The following is a 23429-nucleotide window of genomic DNA, read 5'->3' on the forward strand; positions in this document are numbered from 1 at the left end:
TGATCCGTCAATTGGCGTCGAGCCAGGTCAGTCCGTCCTCCGAGGCGATCAGTCCACCGGGCCGCAGGGGCGTCTCGGCCTCCAACGGGCCGCCCAGCAGGCCGCGTTCCTGGAGGATCGTGCCCTCCTGGAAGGTGTGGCGGAAACCGGCGGACTCGTAGAGGGGGTTGCGCAGGCCGTCGGAGTCCGGGAGCCGGCCGACGGCCTCGTCGAGCTCCGTGGCGGCCTTCGCCAGGTGGGTGCCCGCCTCCTCCAGGCCGTCGAAGGCCGTGTCGCCGGAGGCGAGGCCGCCGACGAGTTCCACGAACGCCTCCAGTTCGGTCGCGCCCACGTTGGTGACCTTGCGCGCCTTCCAGAAGTAGGACCGCTCGTCCTGGTGCATGTCGTAGAAGGAGGCGAGGAACTCGTAGAACAGGCCGTACTCGTGGCGGTAGCGGACCTCGAACTCGTCGAAGAGGCGCGCCTCGTCCAGCGTCCCGGACAGCCCGCCGTTGATCGACCGGGCCGCGAGCAGGGCGCCGTAGGTGGCGAGGTGCACACCGGAGGAGAGCACCGGGTCGACGAAGCACGCGGCGTCACCGACCAGGACCATGCCGGGCCGCCACAGCGTCGACTTCCAGTACGACCAGTCCCTGCGCACCCGGACCTGGTCGTACGGCGCCTCGGTGGACTGCGCGACGCCGCGCAGGAGTTCGCGGACCTCGGGGCACGCGTCGACGAGCCGGCGCCAGGCGGCCACCGGGTCGCGCTGGATGCCGGCGGGGGCCTCCCGGCTCACCACCGCTCCCACGCTGGTCAGGTCGTCCCGCAGCGGGATGTACCAGATCCAGCCCTCCTCGAAGGCAGCGCAGAAGATGTTGCCGTCGTTCGGCTCCGGGAGCCGTTCACCGCCGGCGAAGTAGCCGAACACCGCGATGTTGCGGAAGAAGTCGGAGTACGTCCGGCTGCCGCCGACCTCGCCATGGATCCTGCTGCCGTTGCCGGAGGCGTCCACGACATACCGGGCCCGGGCCTCGCGGTCCTCGCCGCCGGGGCCGGTCCAGCGCACGCCGCGCACCCGCTCCTCGTCCGCGAGCACGCCCATGACCCGGCAGTTCTCGCGCACGTCCACGCCGACCCGGCGGGCGTTGTCCAGGAGGATCGCGTCGAATGTGGACCGTTCGACCTGGTAGGCGAAGGAGCTGGGGTCGGCCAGCCGAGGCGACAGTGCGAAGGAGAACTGCCAGGGGTCCCGGTTGCGGCCCCAGCGGAAGGTGCCGCCCCGCTTCACCTTGAAGCCCGCGCGGGCGACCTCGTCCTCGACGCCGAGGATGCGGCACACGCCGTGCACGGTGGAGGGCAGCAGCGATTCACCGATCTGGTAGCGCGGAAAGGTCTGCTGCTCCAGGAGGAGAACGCGGTGGCCGCGCAGGGCCACGGCGGTGGCGGCGGTGGCACCGGCCGGCCCACCACCGACGACGATCACGTCGAAGTCCTCGGCTGTCACTGTTTTCCAGCGGTCGGCTGTCACCGTTCTCCTTCGAGGGCGGGGGCGTTCGGCCGGATGGTGAGGGAGTCGATCCAGGTGCGGACCGCCGCCACCGTGGTGCCGGCGTGTTCCCGAAGGAACGAGAAGTGGTCGCCGGGGGCGTCGACACATGTGTGCGGCAGCGGCCAGGAGGTCCGCCACTCGTCCGGTTCGGCGTGCTCCGCCATCTCGGGGGTCGGCCGGGTGGCCCGCACCAGCAGGGTGGGGGCGGCGACCTGCTCCGGCTGCCAGCCGCGGAACATACGGGTGTACGCCCCCATCGCCGCGACCCCGGCGTCCTCGTCACCGGTGAACTCGTTGCCGCCCAGATGCGGTGCCACCACGGCAGGAAGGGACAGCAGCCACTGTGTGGCGCCGTTGCCCTCGCCGATGAGATACGTGTCCAGCAGCACCTGCCCGGCGGGAGCGGCGCCCATCGCTTCGAGCCGCCGGGTCACGATGTGCGCCACGGCGCCCCCGGTGCTGGCCCCGACGACCACGAACGGCCTTGCGCCCACCTGCCGCAGCACCGACTCGGCGTGCGTGACGGCCAGGGCCTCCAGGTCGGCCGGCACGGCCTCGCCCGCGCCGATCCCGGGGTGCGGGAACTCCAACACGTCCGACTCGCCCTCGAAACAGGCGTGGAAGCGGGCGAACTCCCCGCCCGGCGCCCCGAACGGTGGGTTGGTCCCCGGGAAGAAGACGAGGACCGGGCCACGTCCGGAACCGTTCGCGCGGCGCACCGGTGGCAGCGCGTGCCGCCGGTTGTCGGCCGCCTCGAAGGTCGGCACCGCCCACGACGCCGTGACCAGCATGTGCATCGCCTCGACCACGTGGCCCGTCGCGCAGACGCGCTGGTAGAGCGAGGCCAGGGTCTGCGGGGGCCGTGACGGCTGGGGCGGCTGCCCCGGGTTCGGCGCCTGCCCGGTGTCCGGCACCTGGACGATATCCGGCACTGGCCCGGTGTCCGGCTTCTGCCCGGCGTCCGACTCCTGCTCGGGCAGGTCGTCCCGGAGCTGGTCCAGGACGAAGGCGGCCAGGTCCTCGGCCGTCGGATGCTCGAACACCATGGCGGCGGGGAGCCGGAGCCGGAGCGCCATGCTGAGCCGGTTGCGGACCTGCACCGCCATCAGGGAGTCGAAACCCAGCTCGGTGAAGGACCTGCCGTGCGGGAGCGCGTCGGCGTCCGGATAGCCGAGTACGGCCGCCACGTCGGCGTTCATCAACTCCACCAGTTTTTCCCGGCGTTGGGCGGACGGTACCGCGGCCAGCACCTTGCGCCAGGCTCCCGGCTGCCACGCCTGCTCCGGACCAGGTGACGCGTTCTCGGCCGCCTCGTCGCGGTCGCGAGGTGCGGTGGGGCGTACCAGCCCGCGCAGCAAGGGCGGCAGCTGCTCACCGCCGGACCGGAGCACGGCCCGGTCCAGCAGAACCGGCGCCAGCACCGGTTCGTCCGCACGGAGTGCCGCGTCGAACAGGGCCAGACCCTGCGCCGCGCTCAGCGGTCGCAGCGCGTCCCCCTTGGGCCGCAGCGTGCCCGCCATACCGTCCTCGGTGTCCCACGGCCCCCACGCCAACGACAGGGCCGGCAGCCCCAGTCGGGCGCGATGGCGGGCCAGAGCGTCCAGGAACGAGTTGGCCGCCGCGTAGTTGCCCTGTCCGGCGCGGCCCAGCAGGCCCGACACGGAGGAGAACAGGACGAACGCCGTCAGGTCCAACTCCCGTGTCAGCTCGTGCAGATGCCAGGCCGCATCGGCCTTCGGACGCAGTACCGCGGCCATCCGCTCGGGCGTCAGGGACGCCAGTACGCCGTCGTCCAGTACCCCGGCCGCGTGCACCACGGCGGTCAGGGCGGGCGCGCACTCGTCGATCACCTGGGCCAGCGCGTCGCGGTCGGCCGCGTCGCAGGCCACGATCCGCACCTCGGCGCCCAACTCCGCCAGTTCCGCACGCAGTTCCTCGGCACCCGGCGCATCGGGTCCGCGGCGCCCGATCAGCAGCAGATGGCGTACGCCGTACGACGTCACCAGGTGGCGGGCGAGCAGGGCACCCAGGGCGCCGGTCCCACCGGTGATCAGGACGGTGCCGCCCACACGGAAGGCGGGAGTCGGACCTTCGCCGCTTGCCGGATCTTCGGCGGTCACCGCAGCCAACCCGGGCACCGTCAACTCCCCGCCCCGGATGGCGATCTGGGGCTCCCCGGCGCCTACGGCCGCAGGCAGCCGCCGTAGCGAGCCGGGCTGTCCGTCGGTGTCGACGAGCACGATCCGCCCGGGCAGTTCCGCCTGCGCCGCGCGTACCAGGCCCCACACCGCGGCCCCGGCCGGATCCGGATCCGGTGCGGTCGCTCCCCGTGTGACGACCACCAGGCGTGAGCCCGCCGTCCGCGGATCGTCCTGCCAGTCCTGCAACGTGCGGAGCACCTTGTCGGTCAGCAGATGTGTGTCGGTGAGCGGGTCGGGGTCCGGCGAGGAGGCAACGGCCGTGACGACGACCGTGTCCGGCTCCGGCACGTCGGCCTCGGGCAGGCCGGGGAGCGACGCGCGCAGGTCCGGTGCGTCGTCCAGGACGACCCAGCGCGTGGTGTCCTCAGGGTCCTCGCCCGCTGCTTCGGTCCACTCGGGGCGGAACAGGGCGCGGCTCGGCAAGTCCTGATCACCGGCGGGGAGTTCGCGGGTGATCAGGGAGTCCACCTCGGCCAACGGGCACCCGGCCGGGTCCTCCAAGGTCACCGCGATCCTGTCCGTTCCGCCCACGGTGATGCGCACCCGCGCCTGCGCGACTCCCGTTCCGTGGAGCCGGAATCCGTTCCAGGTGAACGGCACCCGTACCGCGCCGGGCGCGTCCGTGGAGCCCGCAGAGCCTGCGGATCCCGCGAGGACGGCTGCGTGCAGGGCCGCGTCCAGCAGGGCCGGATGAATACCGAAGCGGTCGCCGGAGGTCAACTCGCCCTCGGGCAGCCGGACTTCCGCGAACACGTCGTCGCCACGCCGCCACATCGCACGTACGCATCGGAACGCCGGGCCGTACGCGAGCCCGGTGTCCGCGAGGTCGTCGTAGGCGCCGGTGAGGTCGATCGGGGACGCGTCCGGTGGCGGCCACGCCGAGTCCCGGGGTGGGGGAGGGGCGGGGGCCGGGCCGAGCAGGCCCGTGACGTGCCGGGTCCAGGTGGCGTCCGGGGTGTCCGGGCGGGCGTGGATGTCGACGGGACGGCGACCCGATTCGTCCGCCGCGCCCACGACGACCTGGAGGCGAACGTCCGCTGCCGCGGGCAGCGCGAGCGGGGTCAGGACCACCAGCTCCTCGAGTGCGGCACAGCCGATCTCGCGACCCGCCGCAACTGCCGCCTCCGCGAACACCGTTGACGGCACCACGACCCTCCCGGCGACCACATGGTCGGCGAGCCACGGGTGGGCCGCGGTGGAGAGCAGACCGGTGAACACGGTGCGGTCGACGTCGGGTACGGCGAACGCCGGGCCCAGCACCGGATGGCCGTGCGCGGACGTCGTGGGCGGCGGGGTGCGCAGGGCCTCCAGCCAGTACCGCTGCCGCTGGAAGGCATACGTCGGCAGGTCCACTCGTCGGGCACCGGTGCCGGCGAACACGGCGGGCCAGTCGATGCGCGCCCCGCGCACATGGAGGCGGCCCAGGGCGGAGAGCAGAGCCTGCGGCTCGGGCTCACCGCCACGAACGGCGGCGACGGAGACGGCCTCGCCGGAGCCGGAGCCGGAGCCGGAGCCGGAGCCGGAGCCGGAGCCCGAGCCCGAGCCCGAGCCGGAGCCCGAGCCCGAGCCCGAGCCCGAGTCGGAGTCGGCGTCGGCGTCGGCGTCGGCGTCGGACAGACAGTCCTCGGTCAGGGCGGTGAGACCAGCACCGGGTCCGACCTCCAGGAACGCCGAGGCCCCTTGGCCCCGGAGACAGCGCACGGCGTCCGCGAACCGCACCGGTCGGCGGACGTGCTCCACCCAGTACTCCGCGGAACACAGCTCCGCGGCCTCGGCCGGCCGGCCCGTCACGGCGGAGACCAGCGGGATCTGCGGTGGCCGGAACGTCACCCCTTCCGCCACCCGCCTGAAGTCGTCGAGCATCGGCTCCATCAGCGGTGAGTGGAAGGCATGGGCGACCCGTAGACGTACGGTCCTGCGGCCGCGTGCCTCGAACCCGGCCGCGACGGCGAGCACCGTCTCCCGTGGGCCGGAGATCACCACCGAGCGCGGCCCGTTGACGGACGCGATCGACACCCGCTCGCCGGCGTTGCCGAGCGCCCTGTGGACCTCGTCCTCCGTCGCGTGCACGGACACCATCGCGCCCCCTGCGGGCAGGGCCTGCATCAACCGGCCGCGCGCCGCGACGAGTCGGGCGGCGTCGGGCAGATCGAGCACCCCGGCGACGTGGGCTGCCGTCAGTTCGCCCACGGAGTGACCGGCCAGGAATTCGGGGCGCACGCCCCACGACTCCAGCAGCCGGGCCAGAGCGACCTCGAAGGCGAACAAGCCGGCCTGGGTGAACTCCGTACGGTCGAGCAGGGCGGCCTCCGGCGCACCCGGCCCGGCGGACAGCACCGCGTCCAGCGGCCGGTCGAGGTGGTCGTCCAGCTCCCGGCAGACCTCGTCGAAGGCGGCAGCGAAGACGGGGTACGCCGCACGCAACCCCGCGCCCATGCGCGGACGTTGGGCGCCCTGCCCGGTGAACAGGAAGGCCGTACGCAGGTCGGTGTCCGCGACGGTCCGCAGCAGCCCGGTGTCCGCCACGGACAGCACTGGGCCAGGGCCGTCGGTGCCGTCGGCCAACGCCCGCAGCGCGGCCGTCATGTGCGCGCGGTCACCGGCCGGCACCATCGCACGGTGGGCGAGTGCGGACCGCGACACGGCCAGGGAGTAGGCGACGTCGGCCGACGACAGGCCGGGGCGGGTGGCCAAGTGGTCGGCGAGGCGCCGGGCCTGGGCCCGCAGCGCCTGCTCGTCGGCGCCGGAGAGCAGCCAGGGCGCCACCGCCGCGGTGAGGGCAGGTCGCCTCAGTCCTTCTGCCGGGCTTGTCGGCGCGGTTTCGGGGACCGCCGGCGCCTCCTGAAGGATCACGTGCGCGTTCGTCCCGCCGATGCCGAAGGCCGAGACACCGGCACGGCGCGGTGCGGAGTCCGTCGCGGGCCAGGGGCGGGACTCGGTCAGCAGCTCGACCCGGCCCGAGGACCAGTCGGCATGGGGCGTGGGGGTCTGCGCGTGCAGTGTCCGGGGCAACTCCTCGTGCCGCATGGCCTGCACCATCTTGATGACCCCGGCGACACCGGCCGCCGCCTGGGTGTGCCCGAGGTTGGACTTGACCGAGCCCAGCCACAGCGGAGGTCCGTCCTCGGGCCTGTCCTGTCCGTAGGTGGCCAGCAGGGCGCGCGCCTCGATCGGGTCGCCGAGGGTGGTGCCGGTGCCGTGCGCCTCCACCACGTCCACGTCGCCCGGACGCAGCCCCGCGTCGGCCAACGCCTGTGCGATCAGCCGCTGTTGGGCCTGGCCGTTGGGGGCCGTCAGACCGTTGGACGCGCCGTCCGAGTTGACCGCGGAGCCGCGCAGCACGGCCAGGACGGGATGGCCGTGACGGCGGGCGTCGGACAGCCGCTCCAGCAGTACCAGTCCCACGCCCTCGGCCCAGGCGGTGCCGTCCGCCGACGCCGAGAAGGACTTGCAGCGGCCGTCGGGCGCCAGCGAGCGCTGGCGGCTGAACGCCGTGAACGCCTTGGGGGTCGCCATCACCGTCACCCCGCCCGCCACGGCCAGCGAACTCTCCCCGGAACGCAGCGACTTCGCCGCCCAGTGCAGCGCCACCAGCGAGGAGGAGCAGGCGGTGTCGAGGGTGACGGAGGGGCCGCGCAGGCCGTGCACGTAGGAGATCCGGCCGGAGGCCACGCTGCCCGTCGAGCCCAGGGCGAGATGGGCCTCCAGATCGTGCGGGTCGACAGGGCGGGCGGAGTAGTCGCCGTGCATCACGCCCACGAAGACCCCCGTGTCGCTGTCGCGCAGCGCCGCCGGGGCGAGACCCGCGCGCTCCCACAGCTCCCACGAGGTCTCCAGCAGCAGTCGCTGCTGCGGGTCCATGGCCAGCGCCTCGCGGGGGGAGATCCCGAACAGGCCCGCGTCGAACTCCGCGGCCCGGTGCAGGAATCCGCCGCTGCGGGTGTACGAGGTGCCGGTCCGGTCGGGATCCGGGTCGTACAGGGCGTCCAGGTCCCAGCCGCGGTCGGTGGGGAAGTCCGATATCGCGTCCCGGCCCGTGGACACCAACTGCCACAGGTCCTCGGGCGATTCGACGCCGCCCGGATACCGGCAGGCCATCGAGACGATCACCACCGGATCGTCCGCGACGGCGTCGATGGCGGCCTTCGCACCGTCGTTCGCGCCGAGGTGCGGGGCGGCGGCCTGCGGGACGAAGAGCATGCGGTGCACCTGCCGGGCCAGCGCCGCGGGCGTGGGGTGATCGAAGATCAGCGTCGACGGCAGTCGCAGTCCGGTCGCCTCGCCGAGCCGTTCGGTCAGGGTGACGGCACCCACGGACGTCAGCCCGAGATCGGTGAAGGGGCTGTCGGCGTCCGGCGGTTCGTCCGCCACGCCGCCGCAGGCGGAGGCCGTCTCGGCGAGCACCGCCTCCAGCAGCGCGCGCTCCCGGTACCGGGGCGGCAGGGCCAGCAGCCGCTGCCGCAGCGAGCCGTCGGTGTCCGCGGGACGGCGGTCCGGTTCGGGCACGGGCCCGGCCACGACCGCATGGCGGGCGATCTTGCCGGACGCGGTGCGCGGGACCGCCGCGATCTCCCGGATCTCGGCCGGCAGCTTGTACGCGGCCAGCCGTGCGCGGCACGCGTCCAGGACACGCCGGGGCTCGAAGCCCTCCGGGCCCGGTACGACGTAGGCGACCGGGACCTCGCCCAGCACGGCGTGCGGGACGCCGACCACCACCGCGTCCCGTACGCCGGGGCACTGCAGCAGGGCCTGCTCGATCTCCGTGGGGTGGATGTTCTCGCCGCCGCGGATGATCAGCTCGCTGACCCGGCCGGTGAGGGCGAGATGACCGTGCTCGACGCGGCGGCCGAGGTCACCGGTGCGGTACCAGCCGTCCCGCAGTGCGGCCGCGGTCTCCTCGGGCCGGTTGTGGTAGCCGGTCATGAGGCTCGGACCGCGCACCCAGATCTCGCCCTCGTCGCCGTCCGCGGTGTCGGCGCCCGAGACGGGGTCGACGACGCGCACCCGCATGCCCGGGACCGGTGGCCCGCAGGAGCCGTCGACGCGCGGCCCGTCCGGACGGTTCGCCGCGATCATGCCGCAGGTCTCGGTGCTGCCGTACGCGTCCAGCAGCGGCGCTCCGAGCAAGGCCTCCACCGAGCCGCGCAGGACCGCCCCGCTCGGCGCGCCCGCCACCACGCAGACCCGCAGGCCGGGCGGGGCAGACGGGTCCGAAGCCGCGGCCGAGGACGTCAGCTGGTGATAGGTCGCGGGCACCCCTGCCAGCATCGTGTAGGGACCGTCCAAGGCCGGGTGAGGTGTGCGCAGCTCGGCCAACAGGGCGCCGGGCGCGTGGAGTTCGGGCATGATCCGGGCGCTCGCACCGACGGCGGTGACGCCCAGGACGGCGAGCGAGTGCGCGAAGCTGTGGAACAGCGGCAGCGGCCACAGCAGCCGGTCCTGCGGGGAGAGCCCGAACAGCGGGGCGTAGCAGGCCGCCGTCGACCACAGCGCGGCACGCTGCGTGGAGACCACGCCCTTGGGGCGGTGCGTGGTGCCCGAGGTGTAGAGCATCCAGGCCGGCTCATCGAGCCCGAGATCGTCCCGGGGCTGCCCGTGGGGTTTGTCGGGTTCATCGGGTTCATCGGTGGCGGATCGCAGGAGGACCGTGCCGTCCGGCGCGTTCGGCGGAACGGGGCCCGTGCCGGCGAGCAGGATGCGCGGACCGCCGGGCGCTGGGCCGAGGCGGTGCGGCCGGGCCAGGTGCGCGGGGTCGGTGACGAGGACCGAGGCACCACTGTCCTGGAGGAAGTGGGCCGTCTCGGCCTCGGACGAGCGGGGGTTGAGCGGCACCCCGACCGCGCCCGCCCGCAGGACGGCCAGCAGGACCTCCACCGTCTCCACACCGTTGCCGAGGAGGATCGCGACCCGGTCGCCGCGCCGCAGGCCCGTGCGGGCCAGGTACGCGGCCAGGCGCGCGGTGCGCCGCTCCAGCTCCTCGTAGGTTACGGCGCGCGCGTCGTCGGCGTACGCCACCCGGGACGGCGACCGCTCCGCGTGCTCCTTCAGCAGCTCCGGCAGCGGCCGGATCAGCTGCTCGTACGTCATCTCCCCGCCCCCTCCGACCGGTGCCGCGGCACGGTCGACTTTCAACCTCCTTGCAGGCCAACAGGGTTGAGCCTACGGGGCGAGGGGCCCGGAGATCGAAGATTCGGGAGGCGTGGCGCAAGGGCGCCGGTGCGTTCCGCAGGGGCAGCCGGCCCGGAGCCGGCGGTCCGCCCCTGCGGACGCCTCACTGATGGGGGTGGTGGGGCCCCGGCCGGTGCTGCTGATGGTGGGGTGCCGCCGGAACCTGGTCGTGGCCGCCGGGCGGCTGCGGCGCCTGGTGCTGCATGTGCTCGGCCGCCACGCGGGCTTCCGCCACGACATCACCCCGCTCACGGAGCAGGCTCTCGTAGACCGGCAGATGTTCGTGTCCGCTGGATTCGGGTGTCACTTTCTCAGGACCTCAATCATGTGGCGCGAGCCATTGGAGGAATTACGGTCAGGCGCGGCTGAGCCGCACCGAGATGCCATGGCCGACCGCGAGATAAATCAGCGCTGGAAGACCGAAATTGAGGAGAACGCGAAGGCCTTCTGTGTCCATGGTGAAAATGTCCTGTGACCACCAGGCCAGTGCGTCGGCCACGGAGTGCACGAACTCCACGAAAACATTGTCCCGGTTGGCTTCGAGCAGGTAGAGCACGATCCACAGGCCCAGGAAGGCGGCCGCGACGTCGGCGATCGTGTGAATGATCAGGGCCGCCCTGCGGGTGCCGCTGCCAGGGTCTCTGCGCTCGTTGCGGTGCGGGTGGTGCGGGTACTCCGGAGGGTGGTCGTAGCTCTGGTATCCCGGCGCCGGGTCGAAATTGCTCACTGGATTTCCCATCTGACGCGTCACTGTGCCTGTATGTCAGCGCGCGCGACCCGTTGCCGTGTTACAGGTTCCCCGGGGTGTCCGCGAAATGGTCACCTGTTCTGCAAATTGCTCAAATCCGGGAGGGTCGGGCGGCTACCCGATCTCCACCACGCGTGCCCAGGCGGGCGGCGCCGTCGGCACGTGGTCGGGGTCGTCCTCGTCCCAGGCCGGCGACCGGGGGAACAGGCCCACCACCGTCCGGCACGCGGGTCGTGCGGACGGCCACGGGGTCTGTCCGTCGGTCAGGACGACGACGACATCGGGGCGCGGACGGGTGCGCAGCGCCTTGGCGTATCCCGTGCGCAGATCCGTGCCGCCACCGCCCAGCAGCACAATCCCCTCGGCCCGGCACAGCGGATGCGCGATCCGCGCCGCCGCGTCGCACGGCACCACGGTGACCAGGTCGCGTCGGCCGCCCACGGCACGGGCGATGGCGGCGACCTCCAGCAGCGCGCTGCCCAGCTCCGCATCGCTGACCGAACCGGACGTGTCGATGATCACCGACACCGCCGGCGGTCTGCGCCGCAGACTCGGCAGCACGACACCGGGCAGCCCGGCCGCGCGCCGCGAGGGCCGACCGTAGCTGTAGTCCTCGCCCGCGCCCGGGGCCGAGGCCGCCGAGCGGACCGCCGCTCCCAGTAGCTCCCGCCACGGCTGCGGCGGATGGAACGCCTCCTCGGCCCACCGCTTCCACCCCTGCGGGGCGTGCCCCGGACGGCCCCTGAGACCTTCCGCCACCCGGAACCGCACGGCGTCCCGCTCCTGCGCCGTCAGCCCGTGCGCGCCGTCCGGACCGAACTCCCACTCCCGCTCCAGCCCGTCGGCGCCGCTGCCGCAGTCCAGCCAGGCCATGCTCTGCGTCCGCGCGCCCAGCGTGAACTGCCGCAGATAGTCCTCCATCAGCTGCCCCTCGGACAGCCCCAGCGTGGCCGGACGCACCGCACCCTCGGGCCGGGCCAGTCCGTCGCCGTAGATGTCGTCGTTGATCTCGCAGTCCGCGGCGATGTTCATCCGCAGTCGCTCCCCGGGGCCGGTCAGCCCGCGCTCGCGGGCGACGCGTTCGCTGCGCCCGTGGTGGTCGCGCAGCAGATGCGACACCTCGTGCACCCATACGCCCGCCAACTCCTCCACCGGCATGCGGTCCACGAACGCCGGCGAGACATAGCACCGCCAGTACCGGTCGACGGCCATCGTCGGCACCTGCCGCGACTCGACGGTGTGCAGGGCGAACAGCGCGGTCGCCAGATAGGGCCGGGCGCGGGCGGCGTAGAGGCGGGCGGCGAAGAGTTTGTTCAGGTCGAGTGCGCTGACGGCCGGTGTCGTTGTGAGCAGGTCATGCTCGCGTGTCACGGCCACTGTCCCGGTTACGTCCGTCGTCATCGCCCCGCCTTTGTGGGGAGTGCCGCACGGGCCGCCACGCGGTCCGCCCGTCGGGACACGGAGACCACCCCGGCGAGTTGCTCGATCGCCGCCGGTACGTCCCAGTCCTCGCGCCGCAGGGTGGCGAGTGTGGTCGCCGGGACGACCACCAGGTCCGGGCCCCGGTCTCCAGGGCGTGGACCAGGAGCGCCCACGCCGCGTCCCAGCGGGACTTCTCGGGCCGGTTGCGGACCGCGGCCACCACGCCGTCGAGCACCGCCTGGCGCAGATCGCCCCGTTCGGGCAGCTCGGCAGCCGTCGGATCGGCGAGCAGGACCTCCGGGTCGGGCAGGTCCAACCGGTCCAGACCGGCGAGGAGTTCGAGCCCTGGTCCGTCGCCCACGGTGCCCCGTACCAGCAGGGCGAGCACGTCCCGGGAGGAACCGGCCGCGGTCGCGAAGGCGATCAGACTCAGGGTCATCTCCCAGCTCCGGGGCGAGGGCCAGGGACCGCCGCGGCGGGTCTCGCTGGTGGGCAGCTGATGCACGAGCTTGGGGCGCGCGGTGAGCAACGCACACACGGCGCGACGGGCGAACTCCACCGCCTCCGGCAGCTTCTCGGGGGAGAGACGGGGCAGCGCGGCGCGCGGCCAGATGCCGCCGAGTCCGCGTACGACGACCTCGTGGTCGTGGGTCCACTGCAGATGGACGAACCGGTTGGCCAGCGGCGGGCTCAGCTCCCAGCCGTCGGCCGCCGAGGACCGGGGGTTGGCGGCGGCCACGATGCGCACGCCGGGCGGCAGCCGCAGGGCGCCGATCCGCCGCTCCAGCACCAGACGCAGCAGCGCGGCCTGCACGGCGGGCGGCGCGGTCGACAGCTCGTCCAGGAACAGCAGCCCCCGCCCGGCCCGCACCAGCCGAACCGCCCAGTCCGGCGGGGCCATCGGGACCCCCTGCTCCGCCGGGTCGTCTCCTACGACGGGCAGCCCCGCGAAGTCGGACGGCTCGTGCACGCTCGCGATCACCGTGGTCAGCGGGAGGTCCAGGGCCTCGGCGAGCTGGGTCAGGGCCGCTGTCTTGCCGATCCCCGGCTCTCCCCACAGCAGCACCGGCAGGTCGGCCGCCACGGCCAGAGTCAGGGCCTCCAGCTGGATGTCGGGGCGGGGTTCGGTGGTGGTGTTCCGTAGCAGGGTCAACAGGTCGGCGGCTACGTCGAGTTGGGAGGCGGCGGGGTGGGTGTGTGCAGGCATGGTTGATCACCGTGGGTAAGTGGACGACGGGTGGAAGGTGGGGCGGCGTGAGGACAGCGCCCGTTGAGTGGTCGTTGAGTTGCGTGCTGGTTCAGCGGTGGGACTGGTTCAGCGGTGGGAGGCGTGGCGCGGATGTGTGCGGTGGGCCTGGCTGCGGCGGGGCTGGTCCGGACGTGAACGCGCCGGCCCGGGGGCGGTGCCGATCAGGCCCGCCCGGAACAGGCCGTAGGTGATGCGTCGTTGCGCGGCGGCTTCGAGCTCGGTGCGCAACGGGCCGTCGCGCAGCACCGCTTCGGGGCCGAGCAGGCCCTCCACCACGGTCAGGGCACCGGCGATGTCGCCGTGGTCGAGGCGTTCGCGGACACCGGTGAGACAGTGCGGACGCCGGTGCGCCTCGTCGATCGCGCGCAGACAGGGCAGCGGCGTACCGGTCAGCGCGACCAGCAGCTCCTCCCGTCGGATCTCGTCCCGATCGTGGTCCAGCGGGGCGAGCACGCCGTCGACCAGGCCGATGCGGTGCCGGGCGCCACGGCACTCCACCAGGTGTGGGTGGTCGGGCAGTTGGGCAGAACCGGCCGGTCCGGGGGAGTGGTCCGGTACGAGCGCGGCGGCGACCAGCGGATGCAGCCGGCCGGCCTCGATCGCACCGGTGCGCAGTAGTTCCACGTCGGGCGGAACCCAGGTCGCCGCATCGGGGAGCACCGGCAGCGAAGAGCCGTGCTCCCGCGGGGACTTGGCGCGGTCCGTGAGCCGTACGAGTCGTACGACGGGTGCCTGCCCCGCGGCCGAAACGTCCAGGACCAGCCGATGGCGACCTCCGAGCCGTACGAGAACGGAACCGCCCGTCTCCTGCTTTCCCTCGGCGCGGAGCACGATCCTCGCCTCGGCGGCCCAGCGGTCCAGGGCGCAGTGATCCCGGTGCGGCACTGTCTCCAGCAACTCCTGGTCCAGCGCGGGGTGTTCGGAGCCGACCGGCCGATCGACGCCTGACCGTGAGCGCAACTCGTCGGCCCGGCTCGCGTCCCACAGATGCCGGTGCAGGTCGAGACGGAAGCGGCGACTGGGATGAGGATGCGGATGGCGACGGGCGGCCGACTCGGAGTGGGTGCCGTCCCACAGGCCGAGGCTGATCCGCTGCCCGGCGTCCGCCCAGGCCGGCGGTGTCCGGACCACGAGGTGCAGCGGGGCCGGTCCGTCCCGCTCCGCGGCGTCGTAGCGGGCCAGGGAGATCGTCAGCCCCGGTCGCAGCAACCCGTCGGGAGCGATCCTCGGCATGTGCCAGCGCAGCAGGTCGGGCGCCAACTGCCGTAGGTCGGAACGGACTTGGTCCGCCAGATGCCGGCCGTGGCTGCGTGCCAGAGAACGCAGACTCAGGTCCACGTCCATGCCCGCAGCGGCGCACGCACCTGCCCAGTCACCGACGCGGCGGCGGGCGGTCGCGGTCTCGATCATGGAGGGCGGCACGGCGAACTGGCGCACGCGCGGCCAGAAGGAGTGGGAGGAATTCCCGTTCGCGGTGTGGGTGGCCATCAGCACTCACCTGGCGCGGACGGGACCCCCAATCTGACAGCAGAGTGAGTAGTCATCGCCGCGAGACTAACCCCACCCGTGCTCGAACCGCCAGACATTTTCGATCAGGACGACGCCGACGCCGACGCCGATGTAGGTCGCGCACTCCGACGGGTGGTTGCCACCTTCGGCGATGATCGCGGAGGATCGTTGAGCCGGCCCGGTAGCGACAGGCAGCGACAGGTAGCGACAGGAGCTCTTCCGTGACGTATGACATCACCGCCATCCGCTCCCAGTTCCCCGCGCTCGCAGCCGGAACGGCGCACTTCGACGGCCCGGGCGGTACCCAGACCCCGCAGCCCGTGATCCGCGCCATCGCCGACGCGATGTCCCGGCCACTGTCGAACCGTGGACGGATCGCGCCGGGGGAGCGCAACGCCGACGCCATCGTCACCGGGGCCCGCCGGGCCATGGCGGATCTGCTGGGCGCGGACCCCACGGGGGTCGTGTTCGGCCGGAGCGCCACCCAGTTCACCTACGACTTCTCCCGCACCCTCGCCAAGACCTGGCGGCCCGGCGACGAGGTGATCGTCACCCGCCTCGACCACGACGCCAACATCCGCCCCTGGGTGCAAGCCGCCGAACAGGTCGGTGCCATCGTGCGCTGGGCCGAATTCGACCCCACCACAGGGGAGTTGACCCCCGACGACATTCGCGCCGTGCTGTCCGAGCGCACCCGGATCGTCGCCGTCACCGCCGCCTCCAACCTCATCGGCACCCGGCCCGCGGTCCCGGAGATCGCCCGCCTGGCGCACGGGGTGGGGGCGCTCTGCTACGTCGACGGAGTCCACTACGCCGCGCACTCCCTGGTCGACCTGGAGCAGCTCGGCGCGGACTTCTTCGTCTGCTCCGCCTACAAGTTCCTCGGCCCGCACCACGGAGTCCTCGCCGCCCGGCCGGAGTTGCTGCACACCCTGCGGCCGGACAAGCTCCTGCCCTCCACCGACGAGGTCCCCGAGCGCTTCGAACTCGGCACGCTGCCCTACGAGTTCCTCGCGGGCACCACCGCTGCGGTCGACTTCCTCGCCGGGCTCGACCCGGACGCCACGGGAACGCGCCGGGAGCGCCTGAACGCGGCGTTCACGGCGCTCGAAGGACACGAGGACGTCCTGCGCAACCAGCTCGACAAGGGCCTGTCCGCCCTCGACGGCATCACGATCCACTCCCACGCGGCCGACCGCACCCCCACGCTCCTGCTGACGTTCGACCACCACTCCACGACGGACGCGTACGCCTTCCTCGCACAACGCGGCGTCCACGCCCCCGCAGGATCGTTCTACGCCCTCGAAACCTCCCGCCACCTCGGCCTCGGCGACACCGGCGGCCTACGCATCGGCCTTGCGCCCTACAACAGCACAGAGGACGTCGACCGACTGCTGACCGGCCTGTCGGAGTTCCTCACACCCTGAACCGGACGGGGCTGCCGCCGGGGCTTGACTCACCTTCGGGCGCTTGGCATGTCGGCGCCGCACACGGCGGACGGCTCGGCCGGCCTGGGGCCGGTGTGCCGGGAGCGGAAGGCCAGTGTCGATCGGACTCGCCGCCGCCATCCTGGTGAGCCGGCGCGTGCTGCCGCGGCGGCTGCCCTCCGCTGGAGTGTGCTTCGCCTTCGGCACGTGACGTTCGAGATCGCACCCGGCGAGTGGCTCGGCTGAGGCGGTATCGGTGTGCCGGAGCCGGAGGCTCGTGGTGAGTGGTCTCGGGTCAGCGTGAGTGAGCCGTGGGCCGGGCTTAGGTCCAGATGCCGGGGGCTTGGCTTTGACCTGTGGTCGGTCCGTGGTGGGTTCGCCGCCCCCAATCTGGTGAGCTGGCGCGTGCTGCCATGGCTGCGGTTGGGGTGTGCTTCGGCTTCGGGCGCGCGACGTTCGAGATCGCCCCCGGCGAATCGCTGGCCGACGCGGTATCGGCGTGCCGGGAGCCGGAGGCTCGTGGTGTGTGGCCTCGGGTCAGCTTGAGCGAGCCGAGGGCGGGGCCCAGGCCCGGATGGTGGGCTCGGGTGTGGCCCGTGGCCTGTGGTCGGTGCGTGGCGGGTTTGCCGGCGGCATCTCAGTGAGCCGGTGCGTGCTGCCGCCGCGGCTCCTGCAGAGCGGCTTTGCCCTCGGGTACCTGGCATTTCGGGGGCGTACCCGCCAGGGCGCTCGGCTGACGCGCGACCGGTGTGGCTGCCGGCAGCCCGCGGTGAGTGGTCTCGGGTCAGTTCGAGCGGGCCGTAGGCGTTCAGGCCCTGGCCCCTCCGTCGACGTTCAGGACCGTGCCGTTGACGTAGGAGGCCCGGTCGCTGAGGAGCCAGGCGGCTGCCTCGGCGATCTCTGCCGGGTCGGCGGCGCGGCCCAGTGGGGTCTGGGCGGTGAGCTGGTCGACGATGCCGGGGGAGTCCGCCTCCCAGGCGTCGATCATCTCGGTGAGCGTGGTGCCGGGCGCGATCGCGTTCACGCGGATGCCCTCGGGGCCGTAGGTCGCCGCGGCCGACGCGGTGAGGCTGTTGACCGCACGCTTCGCTGCCCCGTACACCGGCAGCCAGGGGTTGGCCATCAGACTGCCGACGCTGGAGGTGTTGACGATCGCCCCGCGCCCCGCGGTCGCCCGGATCGCGGCGACCTCGGCGTTCATGGCCTGCCACGGGCCCTTGAGATTGACGGCGAGGACATGGTCGAAGTCGGCCTCGGGCAGCTGGTCCATCGGGCCAGGCCGCTGGGCCGTGGCGCCGTTGTTGAAGGCCACGTCGAGCCGGCCGTACAGCTCCACGGCCCGGTCGACGGCGGCGCGCACGCTCGCCGGGTCGGCCAGGTCGCAGCGGACGTGGTCGGCCGTGCCGCCGGCCGCCCGGATCTCCTCCACCACCGCCTTGAGCTGGGGTTCCGTACGCGCCGCGAGCAGCACCCGGGCACCCTCGCGGGCGAACAGCCGTGCCGCGGCGGCGCCGATGCCGCGGCCGGCACCGGTGATGAAGGCGACCTTGTCGGCGAGAAGGCCGGAGGTTGTGGCGGAGGGGGTCGTTGCAGTGGTCGTATCCATGCCGACGAGCCTGCGCCCGGCCGCGCGGCCCAGCCAGGCACCGGCAGTACCTGGCTGGGCCCCTCACCGTGCGCGCACACTGGAGCGGTGGACCGACGTGAACTGGCCGACTTCCTGCGCAGCCGCCGCGAGCGCATCACCCCCGCCGACGTGGGGCTGCCCGCAGGGCCGCGCCGTCGCACCCCGGGGCTGCGCCGCGAGGAGGTGGCGCAGCTGGCGTACATCTCCACCGAGTACTACACGCGTCTGGAACAGGCCCGCGGCCCGCACCCCTCCCGCGAGGTGCTGGCCCAACTCGTGCGCGCCCTGCGCCTGTCGGACGCCGAACGCGACCACCTGCACCATCTCGCGGGCGTCCCGCCGGGCCCCGCGCCCGGCCCTTCGCGTGAAGTGCGGCAGAGCGTCGTCGATCTGCTGCACCGGCTGCCGGACGCCGCGGCGATCGTCATCTCGGCGACGTACGAGGTCATCGCCTGGAACCACCTGGCCACCGCCCTCATGGAGGACTTCTCCGCGCTCGACCGCCGGGACCGGAATCTCGTACGGCGCGCCTTCCTCGGCCCCCACCAGCCGGGCCGGCGGCTCTACGGCGTCTCGGACGCAGACGAGTTCGTGCAGTCCTCGGCGCAGCATCTGCGCGCCGTCGCGGCCCGCTACCCCGGCGACCCCGAGGTGAGCGCGCTGGTCGGTGAACTGCTCGCCGGCAGCGAGGAGTTCGCCCGGCTGTGGGCCGCCCACGAGGTGGCCGCCGCGCCCACCCTCTGCAAGACCTTCGAGCACCCCCTCGTCGGCCCGGTCACCGTCAACTGCGACGTCCTCGACATCGCCGACCGAGACCAGCGCGTGGTCATCTACACGGCCGCACCCGGCTCACCGTCCGAGGAGGCACTACGGCTGCTGTCGGTGGTCGGCACCCAGCGCATGGACGTGCCGGGCTGACGCGAGACGTCACGGCATGCACTCGGCCACGTCCGGCCTGCGGACCGTTGCCGTCAGGCGCGCGCTGCCTCGTAGTGCGCCGCCGCGACCACCAGGTCCTCCCAGGCCATGCCCACGCTCTTGAACAACCGCGGCCGCCCCGGCGGCAGTTGGACCCTTCCCCGCACGAGGTCGGCGAGACCCACCAGCGCGCCGGGATCGAGCGCACCCTCCTGCACGGCCAGGACGACGTCGCCGGCCTCCTGCAGCGCGGCCGACGCCGCCTCCACGACCACCGTGGAACGACCGACAGTGCTCCCGTCGACCTCACGGGCGTCCGGCTCGTGCGAGCCGACGGCCACGACGGTCGCGGTCGCGGGCAGCAGCGAGCCGTCGAACAGCGGGGTCCGTGCCGTCGTGCAGCACGCCACGATGTCGGCACGCGCCACGTCCGCCGCCTCGCCGACCCGCGCCCCGACCCCGTCCGCGAAGGCCCGCGTGCGCTCCACGTCCCGGCCGACGACCACGACGTCCTCGACCGGCCGCACACTCCGCAGCGCCTCGATGTGCGACCGTGCCTGCGGCCCCGCCCCGAACACCACGACCCTGCTCGCGTCCGGTGCGGCGAGCGCGTCGGCGGCCACGGCCGACACCGCCGCGGTGCGGACGGAGGTGAGCGCGATCCCGTCCAGCAGGGCCAGCGGGGTGAGCGTCCCGCCGTCCAGCAGAAGGTAGGCGCCCTGGATGCGGGGCAGCCCCCGGGCGGCGTTGCCCGGCGCCACGGTGACCAGCTTGACCCCGGCGTACGAGCCCCACTGGGCGGGCATGAGCAACAGCTGTCCCTGCTCGACCGGCACGACCGAGCGCGGCGGACCGGCCTCCGGGTCGAGCCCGTCGAGCAGACTCGTCCGCAACGCGCTGATCGCCGCCGCCGTCGACGGCGCACCCTCCACCATGGTGATCACAGCCGGCACCCTCTGTTCATGGACGTCAAAGGCTGACGTGAGCCACGATGACAGGCAGACGACCGATCAGCGTCTCGCCCCCCTCGGAAGGGACGGCCCGTGTCCTCCTCATCCACCTTCCGCTCCGTTCCGGCCACCGCTGAAGTCGTGATCATCGGAGGTGGCGTGATGGGCGCCAGTGCCGCGTTCCACCTCGCCGAGGCCGGGGTGAGCGACATCGTCGTGGTGGAGCGCGGCGAGCTGGCCTGCGGCAGCTCGGGCAAGCCGATCGGCGGGGTCCGCGCCCAGTTCTCCGACCCGCTCAACATCGAGCTGGGCAGCCGAAGCCTGCGCGCCTACGAGGACTTCCCGCGCCGCCCCGGCGCGGACATCCGCCTGGACACCGTCGGCTATCTCTTCCTGCTCACCACCGAGCGGCAGGCCGCCGACTTCGAGGCCGCCGTGAGAACCCAGAACGCGCTGGGCGTCCCCACCCGCATGATCACCCCGGACGAGGCCCGCCGCCTGTGCCCGTACGTCAGCACCGACGGGCTCGTGGCCGCCGCGCACTCCCCGAGCGACGGACATGCCCGCCCCGTCCTGGTCGTGCGGGGATACGCCGACGCCGCCGCCCGGGCCGGTGTCACCTTCGCCACGCACACGACCGTCACCGGTTTCGACACCGCGGGCGACCGCGTCACCGCCGTCCACACCGACCGCGGCCGCATCGACTGCGCCACCGTCATCTGCACGGCAGGCGCCTGGTCGGCGCAGATCGGCGACATGGCAGGCCTCCACCTGCCGGTGCGGCCGGTGCGCCGCCAACTCGCCTTCACCGAAAGGCTCGTGCCGCCGGCGCCGCGCATCCCCTTCACCATCGACTTCGCCTCGTCGGCCTACTTCCACAACAGCGACGACGGCCTGCTGTTCGGCCTCGCCGACCCCCGCGAGCCCGACGGCTTCGACACCACCTGGACCCCTGAGTGGCTGGAGCTGTTCCGCGATGCCGTACGTCAACGGGCCCCGGAACTGTCCGAGATGAGAACCGTCGGCGGCTGGGCCGGCCTCTACGAGGTCACCCCCGACCACAACGCCCTGATCGGACGCTCCGGCGCACTCGGCAACTTCCTCTACGCCACCGGCTTCTCCGGCCACGGCTTCCTCCAGGGCCCCGCGGTCGGCGAGATCCTCCGTGACCTCCACCTGGAGCGCGCGCCCTTCACCGACATCTCCCCCTTCAGCGCCGACCGCTTCCGCACGGGCGCCGAGACCCGCCCCGAAGCCCACGTGGTGTGACCTCGGCCGATCCGAGGAAGGTTGGGGCACCCGGAGGCTCACCCCCGCCCGGCGACAGCCGAGAGATACCCGCGCAGCATGACCTTCGCCTCCTCCAGGAGCCCTGCGTCGCCCTCCGGGTCGCGGCGGAAGGCCTCCTGGGCGAGGGCGTCGGCGGCGAGGACGGCGGCGTGGCAGGAGCGGGTGAGGTGGTCGTCGTCCTGGGCGAGGCCGAGGGAGAGGAGGATGCGGCGGATCCCGTCGGCCATCCGGTGCTTGTGTTCACGGTCCGCGGTCCGGGTCCGTTCGGTCAGTCCGCTGCCGAACCACAGGGCACGGAAGCCGTGTTCGGCGCGGTAGATCGCGGCGAACTCGTCGACGAGCGTGCCGACGGGGTCCGCCCAGTGCCGTGCGGTGGCCACCTCGACGAATCCGTCCATGGCGGCTTCGAGTTTGGCGAAGTAGCCTGCCGCGAGGGCGTCGATGATCGCCTCGCGGTCGGGCAGGTACTGGTAGAGCGAGCCCACCGACACCTTCGCCCGTGCGGCGACGCGGGTCGTGGTCAGCGCCTCGGCGCCCTCCTCGATCAGCACGCGCTCGGCGGCCCGCAGCACCCGGGCCAACCGGGCCTTGCTACGGGCCTGTTGGGGGGTGCGGCGCAGATGCGCTGCGGACGGCTCGCCCACGAAACAACCTCCGAATGTGAACGTGACATTGTTTCACCTTTAGGTTAGGTTCCCGGACATGACCGACTCAAGCGCGGTGCTGGGTCAGGAGCGGGCCGCCGTCGCGGACGCCTGCCGCCGACTGGGAGCCGAGGGCCTGCTCATCGGCACTGCAGGCAACGTCAGCGTGCGCGTGGAGGACCGGGTCGCGATCACCGCGACCGGAGCCGTACTCGCCCGACTCACCCCGGAACAGGTGACGGTGGTCGACCTGGACGGCACGATCGTGGCCGGGACGCTGGAGCCGACCTCGGAACTGGACCTGCATCTCGGTGTCTACCGGCGCTACGGCACCGGCGCGGTCGTCCACACCCACGCCCCGATGGCCACCGCGCTGTCCTGCGTCCTCGACGAACTGCCGTGCATCCACTACCAGTTGCTGAACCTGGGCGGATCCGTGCGGGTCGCCCCGTACGCGACCTTCGGCACCCCCGAGCTGGCCGAGTCGGTGCTCACCGCGCTGGAGGGCCGCAGCGCCGCCCTGATGGCCAACCACGGCGCGGTCACCCATGCGACCACCCTCGACAAGGCGGTCGAGCACGCCCAGTTGCTGGAGTGGGCCTGCGGTGTCCATCAGTACGCGGCCGCCCTCGGACCGGTCCGCGTCCTCGACGAACACCAGCAACTCGCGGTAGTCGAGGCCGCGATCGCCCGCAACTACGGCACCACCCACCCCGTTCCACCCGCGCAGGAGGGAAACCGATGAGGGCACAGCTGGTCGTCACGCTGGGCGTGCACGTGCTGGACGTACTGGTACGGCCGGTGGAGGAGATACCCGAGGGCCAGGGCGCCACCCTCGTGGAGGACATCCGGATGACCGCCGCGGGAACGGCCGCCGGCACCGCGCTCACCCTCGCCAAACTCGGCGCCTCGGTGCGCACTTCGGGCGCCATCGGCACCGACCCGACCGGCGACCTGCTCATCCAGCTGCTCGACCGTGCCGGCATCGACACCGAGCTGCTCGTCCGCCGCACCGACACCTCCACCTCCGCGACCGTGCTGCCCATCCGCCCCAACGGCGACCGCCCCACCCTCCACCTGCTCGGCGCCAACATCACCTACGGCCTCGACGACGTGCCCTGGGACGCGATCGCCGAGGCCTCCCATCTCCATCTCGGCGGCCCCGAGCTGATGGGCGCCGACGTCCCCGCACGCATCCTGGCGCACGCCCGGGAACACGACGTGGTCACCTCGGTGGACCTGCTCGCCCCGGGCGAACTCGGCACCTACGACCAGATCGAACCGCTGCTGCCGTACGTCGACTTCCTGCTGCCCAACGACGACCAGGTCCTCGGCTTCAGCGAGGAGCAGGACCTCGTCACCGGCGCGCGGAAGTTCCTGGCGGCCGGAGCCGGTCTCGTCGCCGTCACCCGCGGCGGCGACGGCGCGCTCCTGGTGACACCGGACGCCACCGAGACGATCCCCGCCTTCGACGTGGACGTCGTCGACACCACCGGCTGCGGCGACGCCTTCTCGGCCGGTTTCCTGCGCGGCATCGGCCTCGGCCGCACCCCGCGCGAGGCCGCCGTCCTCGGCAGCGCGGCGGCGGCCCTGGTGGCGCAGGGGCTCGGCAGCGACCACGGTGACTTCGACCTGCCCGAGGCCGACGAGTTCGCCATGACCCACAAGACCCGTACATGAGCCGGGCACGATGGAGGACCCCCGCGCAGCCGTGAGCGCAGATTCCCTCGCCGAGTGGTGACGGT

At 72.9% G+C, this 23429-nt stretch carries 14 protein-coding genes and 1 pseudogene; 5 read left to right on the forward strand and 10 right to left on the reverse strand.

Annotated features, from left to right (window positions below):
* Window positions 1-7: 7 nt before the first annotated feature.
* The 7 genes and pseudogenes from MQN93_RS23765 to MQN93_RS23795 all read right to left on the reverse strand — a co-directional run bounded on the left by MQN93_RS23765 (window position 8) and on the right by MQN93_RS23795 (window position 14807).
* Window positions 8-1510, reverse strand: a complete 1503-nt coding sequence (locus MQN93_RS23765) for a tryptophan 7-halogenase (RefSeq protein WP_242711183.1) — start codon at window positions 1508-1510, stop codon at window positions 8-10.
* Entirely contained in the window at window positions 1507-9819 is an 8313-nt protein-coding gene (locus tag MQN93_RS23770; protein ID WP_242711184.1) for a type I polyketide synthase, read from the reverse strand. The genes MQN93_RS23765 and MQN93_RS23770 overlap by 4 nt, the downstream gene beginning before the upstream one ends.
* Window positions 9820-10003: 184 nt before the next feature.
* Window positions 10004-10207, reverse strand: a complete 204-nt coding sequence (locus tag MQN93_RS43980; protein WP_278191095.1) for a hypothetical protein — start codon at window positions 10205-10207, stop codon at window positions 10004-10006.
* 48 nt (window positions 10208-10255) lie between these two features.
* Window positions 10256-10639, reverse strand: a complete 384-nt coding sequence (locus MQN93_RS23780; protein ID WP_016433741.1) for a hypothetical protein — start codon at window positions 10637-10639, stop codon at window positions 10256-10258.
* 123 nt (window positions 10640-10762) lie between these two features.
* Window positions 10763-12049: a vWA domain-containing protein gene (locus MQN93_RS23785; RefSeq protein ID WP_372504444.1), complete on the reverse strand. Its 1287-nt coding sequence runs from the start codon at window positions 12047-12049 to the stop codon at window positions 10763-10765.
* A pseudogene (locus tag MQN93_RS23790) lies at window positions 12046-13277 on the reverse strand (AAA family ATPase). The gene MQN93_RS23785 and the pseudogene MQN93_RS23790 overlap by 4 nt, the downstream one beginning before the upstream one ends.
* A 108-nt stretch (window positions 13278-13385) precedes the next feature.
* Window positions 13386-14807 carry a hypothetical protein gene (locus MQN93_RS23795; protein WP_242711185.1) on the reverse strand — a complete coding sequence of 474 codons (1422 nt, stop codon included), beginning with the start codon at window positions 14805-14807 and terminating at the stop codon, window positions 13386-13388.
* A 242-nt stretch (window positions 14808-15049) separates the two neighbouring features.
* On the opposite strand from MQN93_RS23795, the gene MQN93_RS23800 reads away from it, so the two are divergent.
* On the forward strand, window positions 15050-16255 hold the full coding sequence (locus MQN93_RS23800; RefSeq protein WP_242711186.1) for a cysteine desulfurase-like protein: 1206 nt from the start codon (window positions 15050-15052) through the stop codon (window positions 16253-16255).
* Window positions 16256-17063: 808 nt separating this feature from the next.
* Here MQN93_RS23800 and MQN93_RS23805 read toward each other — a convergent pair.
* Window positions 17064-17861: an SDR family NAD(P)-dependent oxidoreductase gene (locus MQN93_RS23805; RefSeq protein WP_242711187.1), complete on the reverse strand. Its 798-nt coding sequence runs from the start codon at window positions 17859-17861 to the stop codon at window positions 17064-17066.
* 87 nt (window positions 17862-17948) lie between these two features.
* On the opposite strand from MQN93_RS23805, the gene MQN93_RS23810 reads away from it, so the two are divergent.
* Window positions 17949-18800 carry a helix-turn-helix transcriptional regulator gene (locus MQN93_RS23810; RefSeq protein ID WP_242711188.1) on the forward strand — a complete coding sequence of 284 codons (852 nt, stop codon included), beginning with the start codon at window positions 17949-17951 and terminating at the stop codon, window positions 18798-18800.
* 53 nt (window positions 18801-18853) lie between these two features.
* Here MQN93_RS23810 and MQN93_RS23815 read toward each other — a convergent pair whose 3' ends face one another.
* Window positions 18854-19735, reverse strand: coding sequence for an ornithine cyclodeaminase family protein (locus MQN93_RS23815; RefSeq protein ID WP_242711317.1), 882 nt, complete (start codon window positions 19733-19735; stop codon window positions 18854-18856).
* Between the two features lie 108 nt (window positions 19736-19843).
* Between MQN93_RS23815 and MQN93_RS23820 the strand changes: the two genes are divergently transcribed.
* The gene (locus MQN93_RS23820) at window positions 19844-21019 is read left to right on the forward strand and encodes an NAD(P)/FAD-dependent oxidoreductase (protein WP_308404378.1); all 1176 of its coding nucleotides are present in this window, start codon (window positions 19844-19846) and stop codon (window positions 21017-21019) included.
* 38 nt (window positions 21020-21057) lie between these two features.
* Here the strand turns inward: MQN93_RS23820 and MQN93_RS23825 are convergent, their stop codons facing one another.
* Complete coding sequence (locus MQN93_RS23825) at window positions 21058-21684, reverse strand: TetR/AcrR family transcriptional regulator (protein ID WP_242711189.1); 627 nt, start codon at window positions 21682-21684, stop codon at window positions 21058-21060.
* A 58-nt stretch (window positions 21685-21742) separates the two neighbouring features.
* On the opposite strand from MQN93_RS23825, the gene MQN93_RS23830 reads away from it, so the two are divergent.
* Window positions 21743-22429 (forward strand): class II aldolase/adducin family protein, encoded by a 687-nt coding sequence (locus tag MQN93_RS23830; protein WP_242711190.1) that lies wholly within the window; start codon window positions 21743-21745, stop codon window positions 22427-22429.
* The gene (locus MQN93_RS23835) at window positions 22426-23364 is read left to right on the forward strand and encodes a carbohydrate kinase family protein (RefSeq protein ID WP_242711191.1); all 939 of its coding nucleotides are present in this window, start codon (window positions 22426-22428) and stop codon (window positions 23362-23364) included. The genes MQN93_RS23830 and MQN93_RS23835 overlap by 4 nt, the downstream gene beginning before the upstream one ends.
* Window positions 23365-23429 lie beyond the last annotated feature (65 nt).

The sequence above is a fragment of the Streptomyces spinosisporus genome (assembly GCF_022698145.1).
Classification (GTDB): domain Bacteria; phylum Actinomycetota; class Actinomycetes; order Streptomycetales; family Streptomycetaceae; genus Streptomyces; species Streptomyces spinosisporus.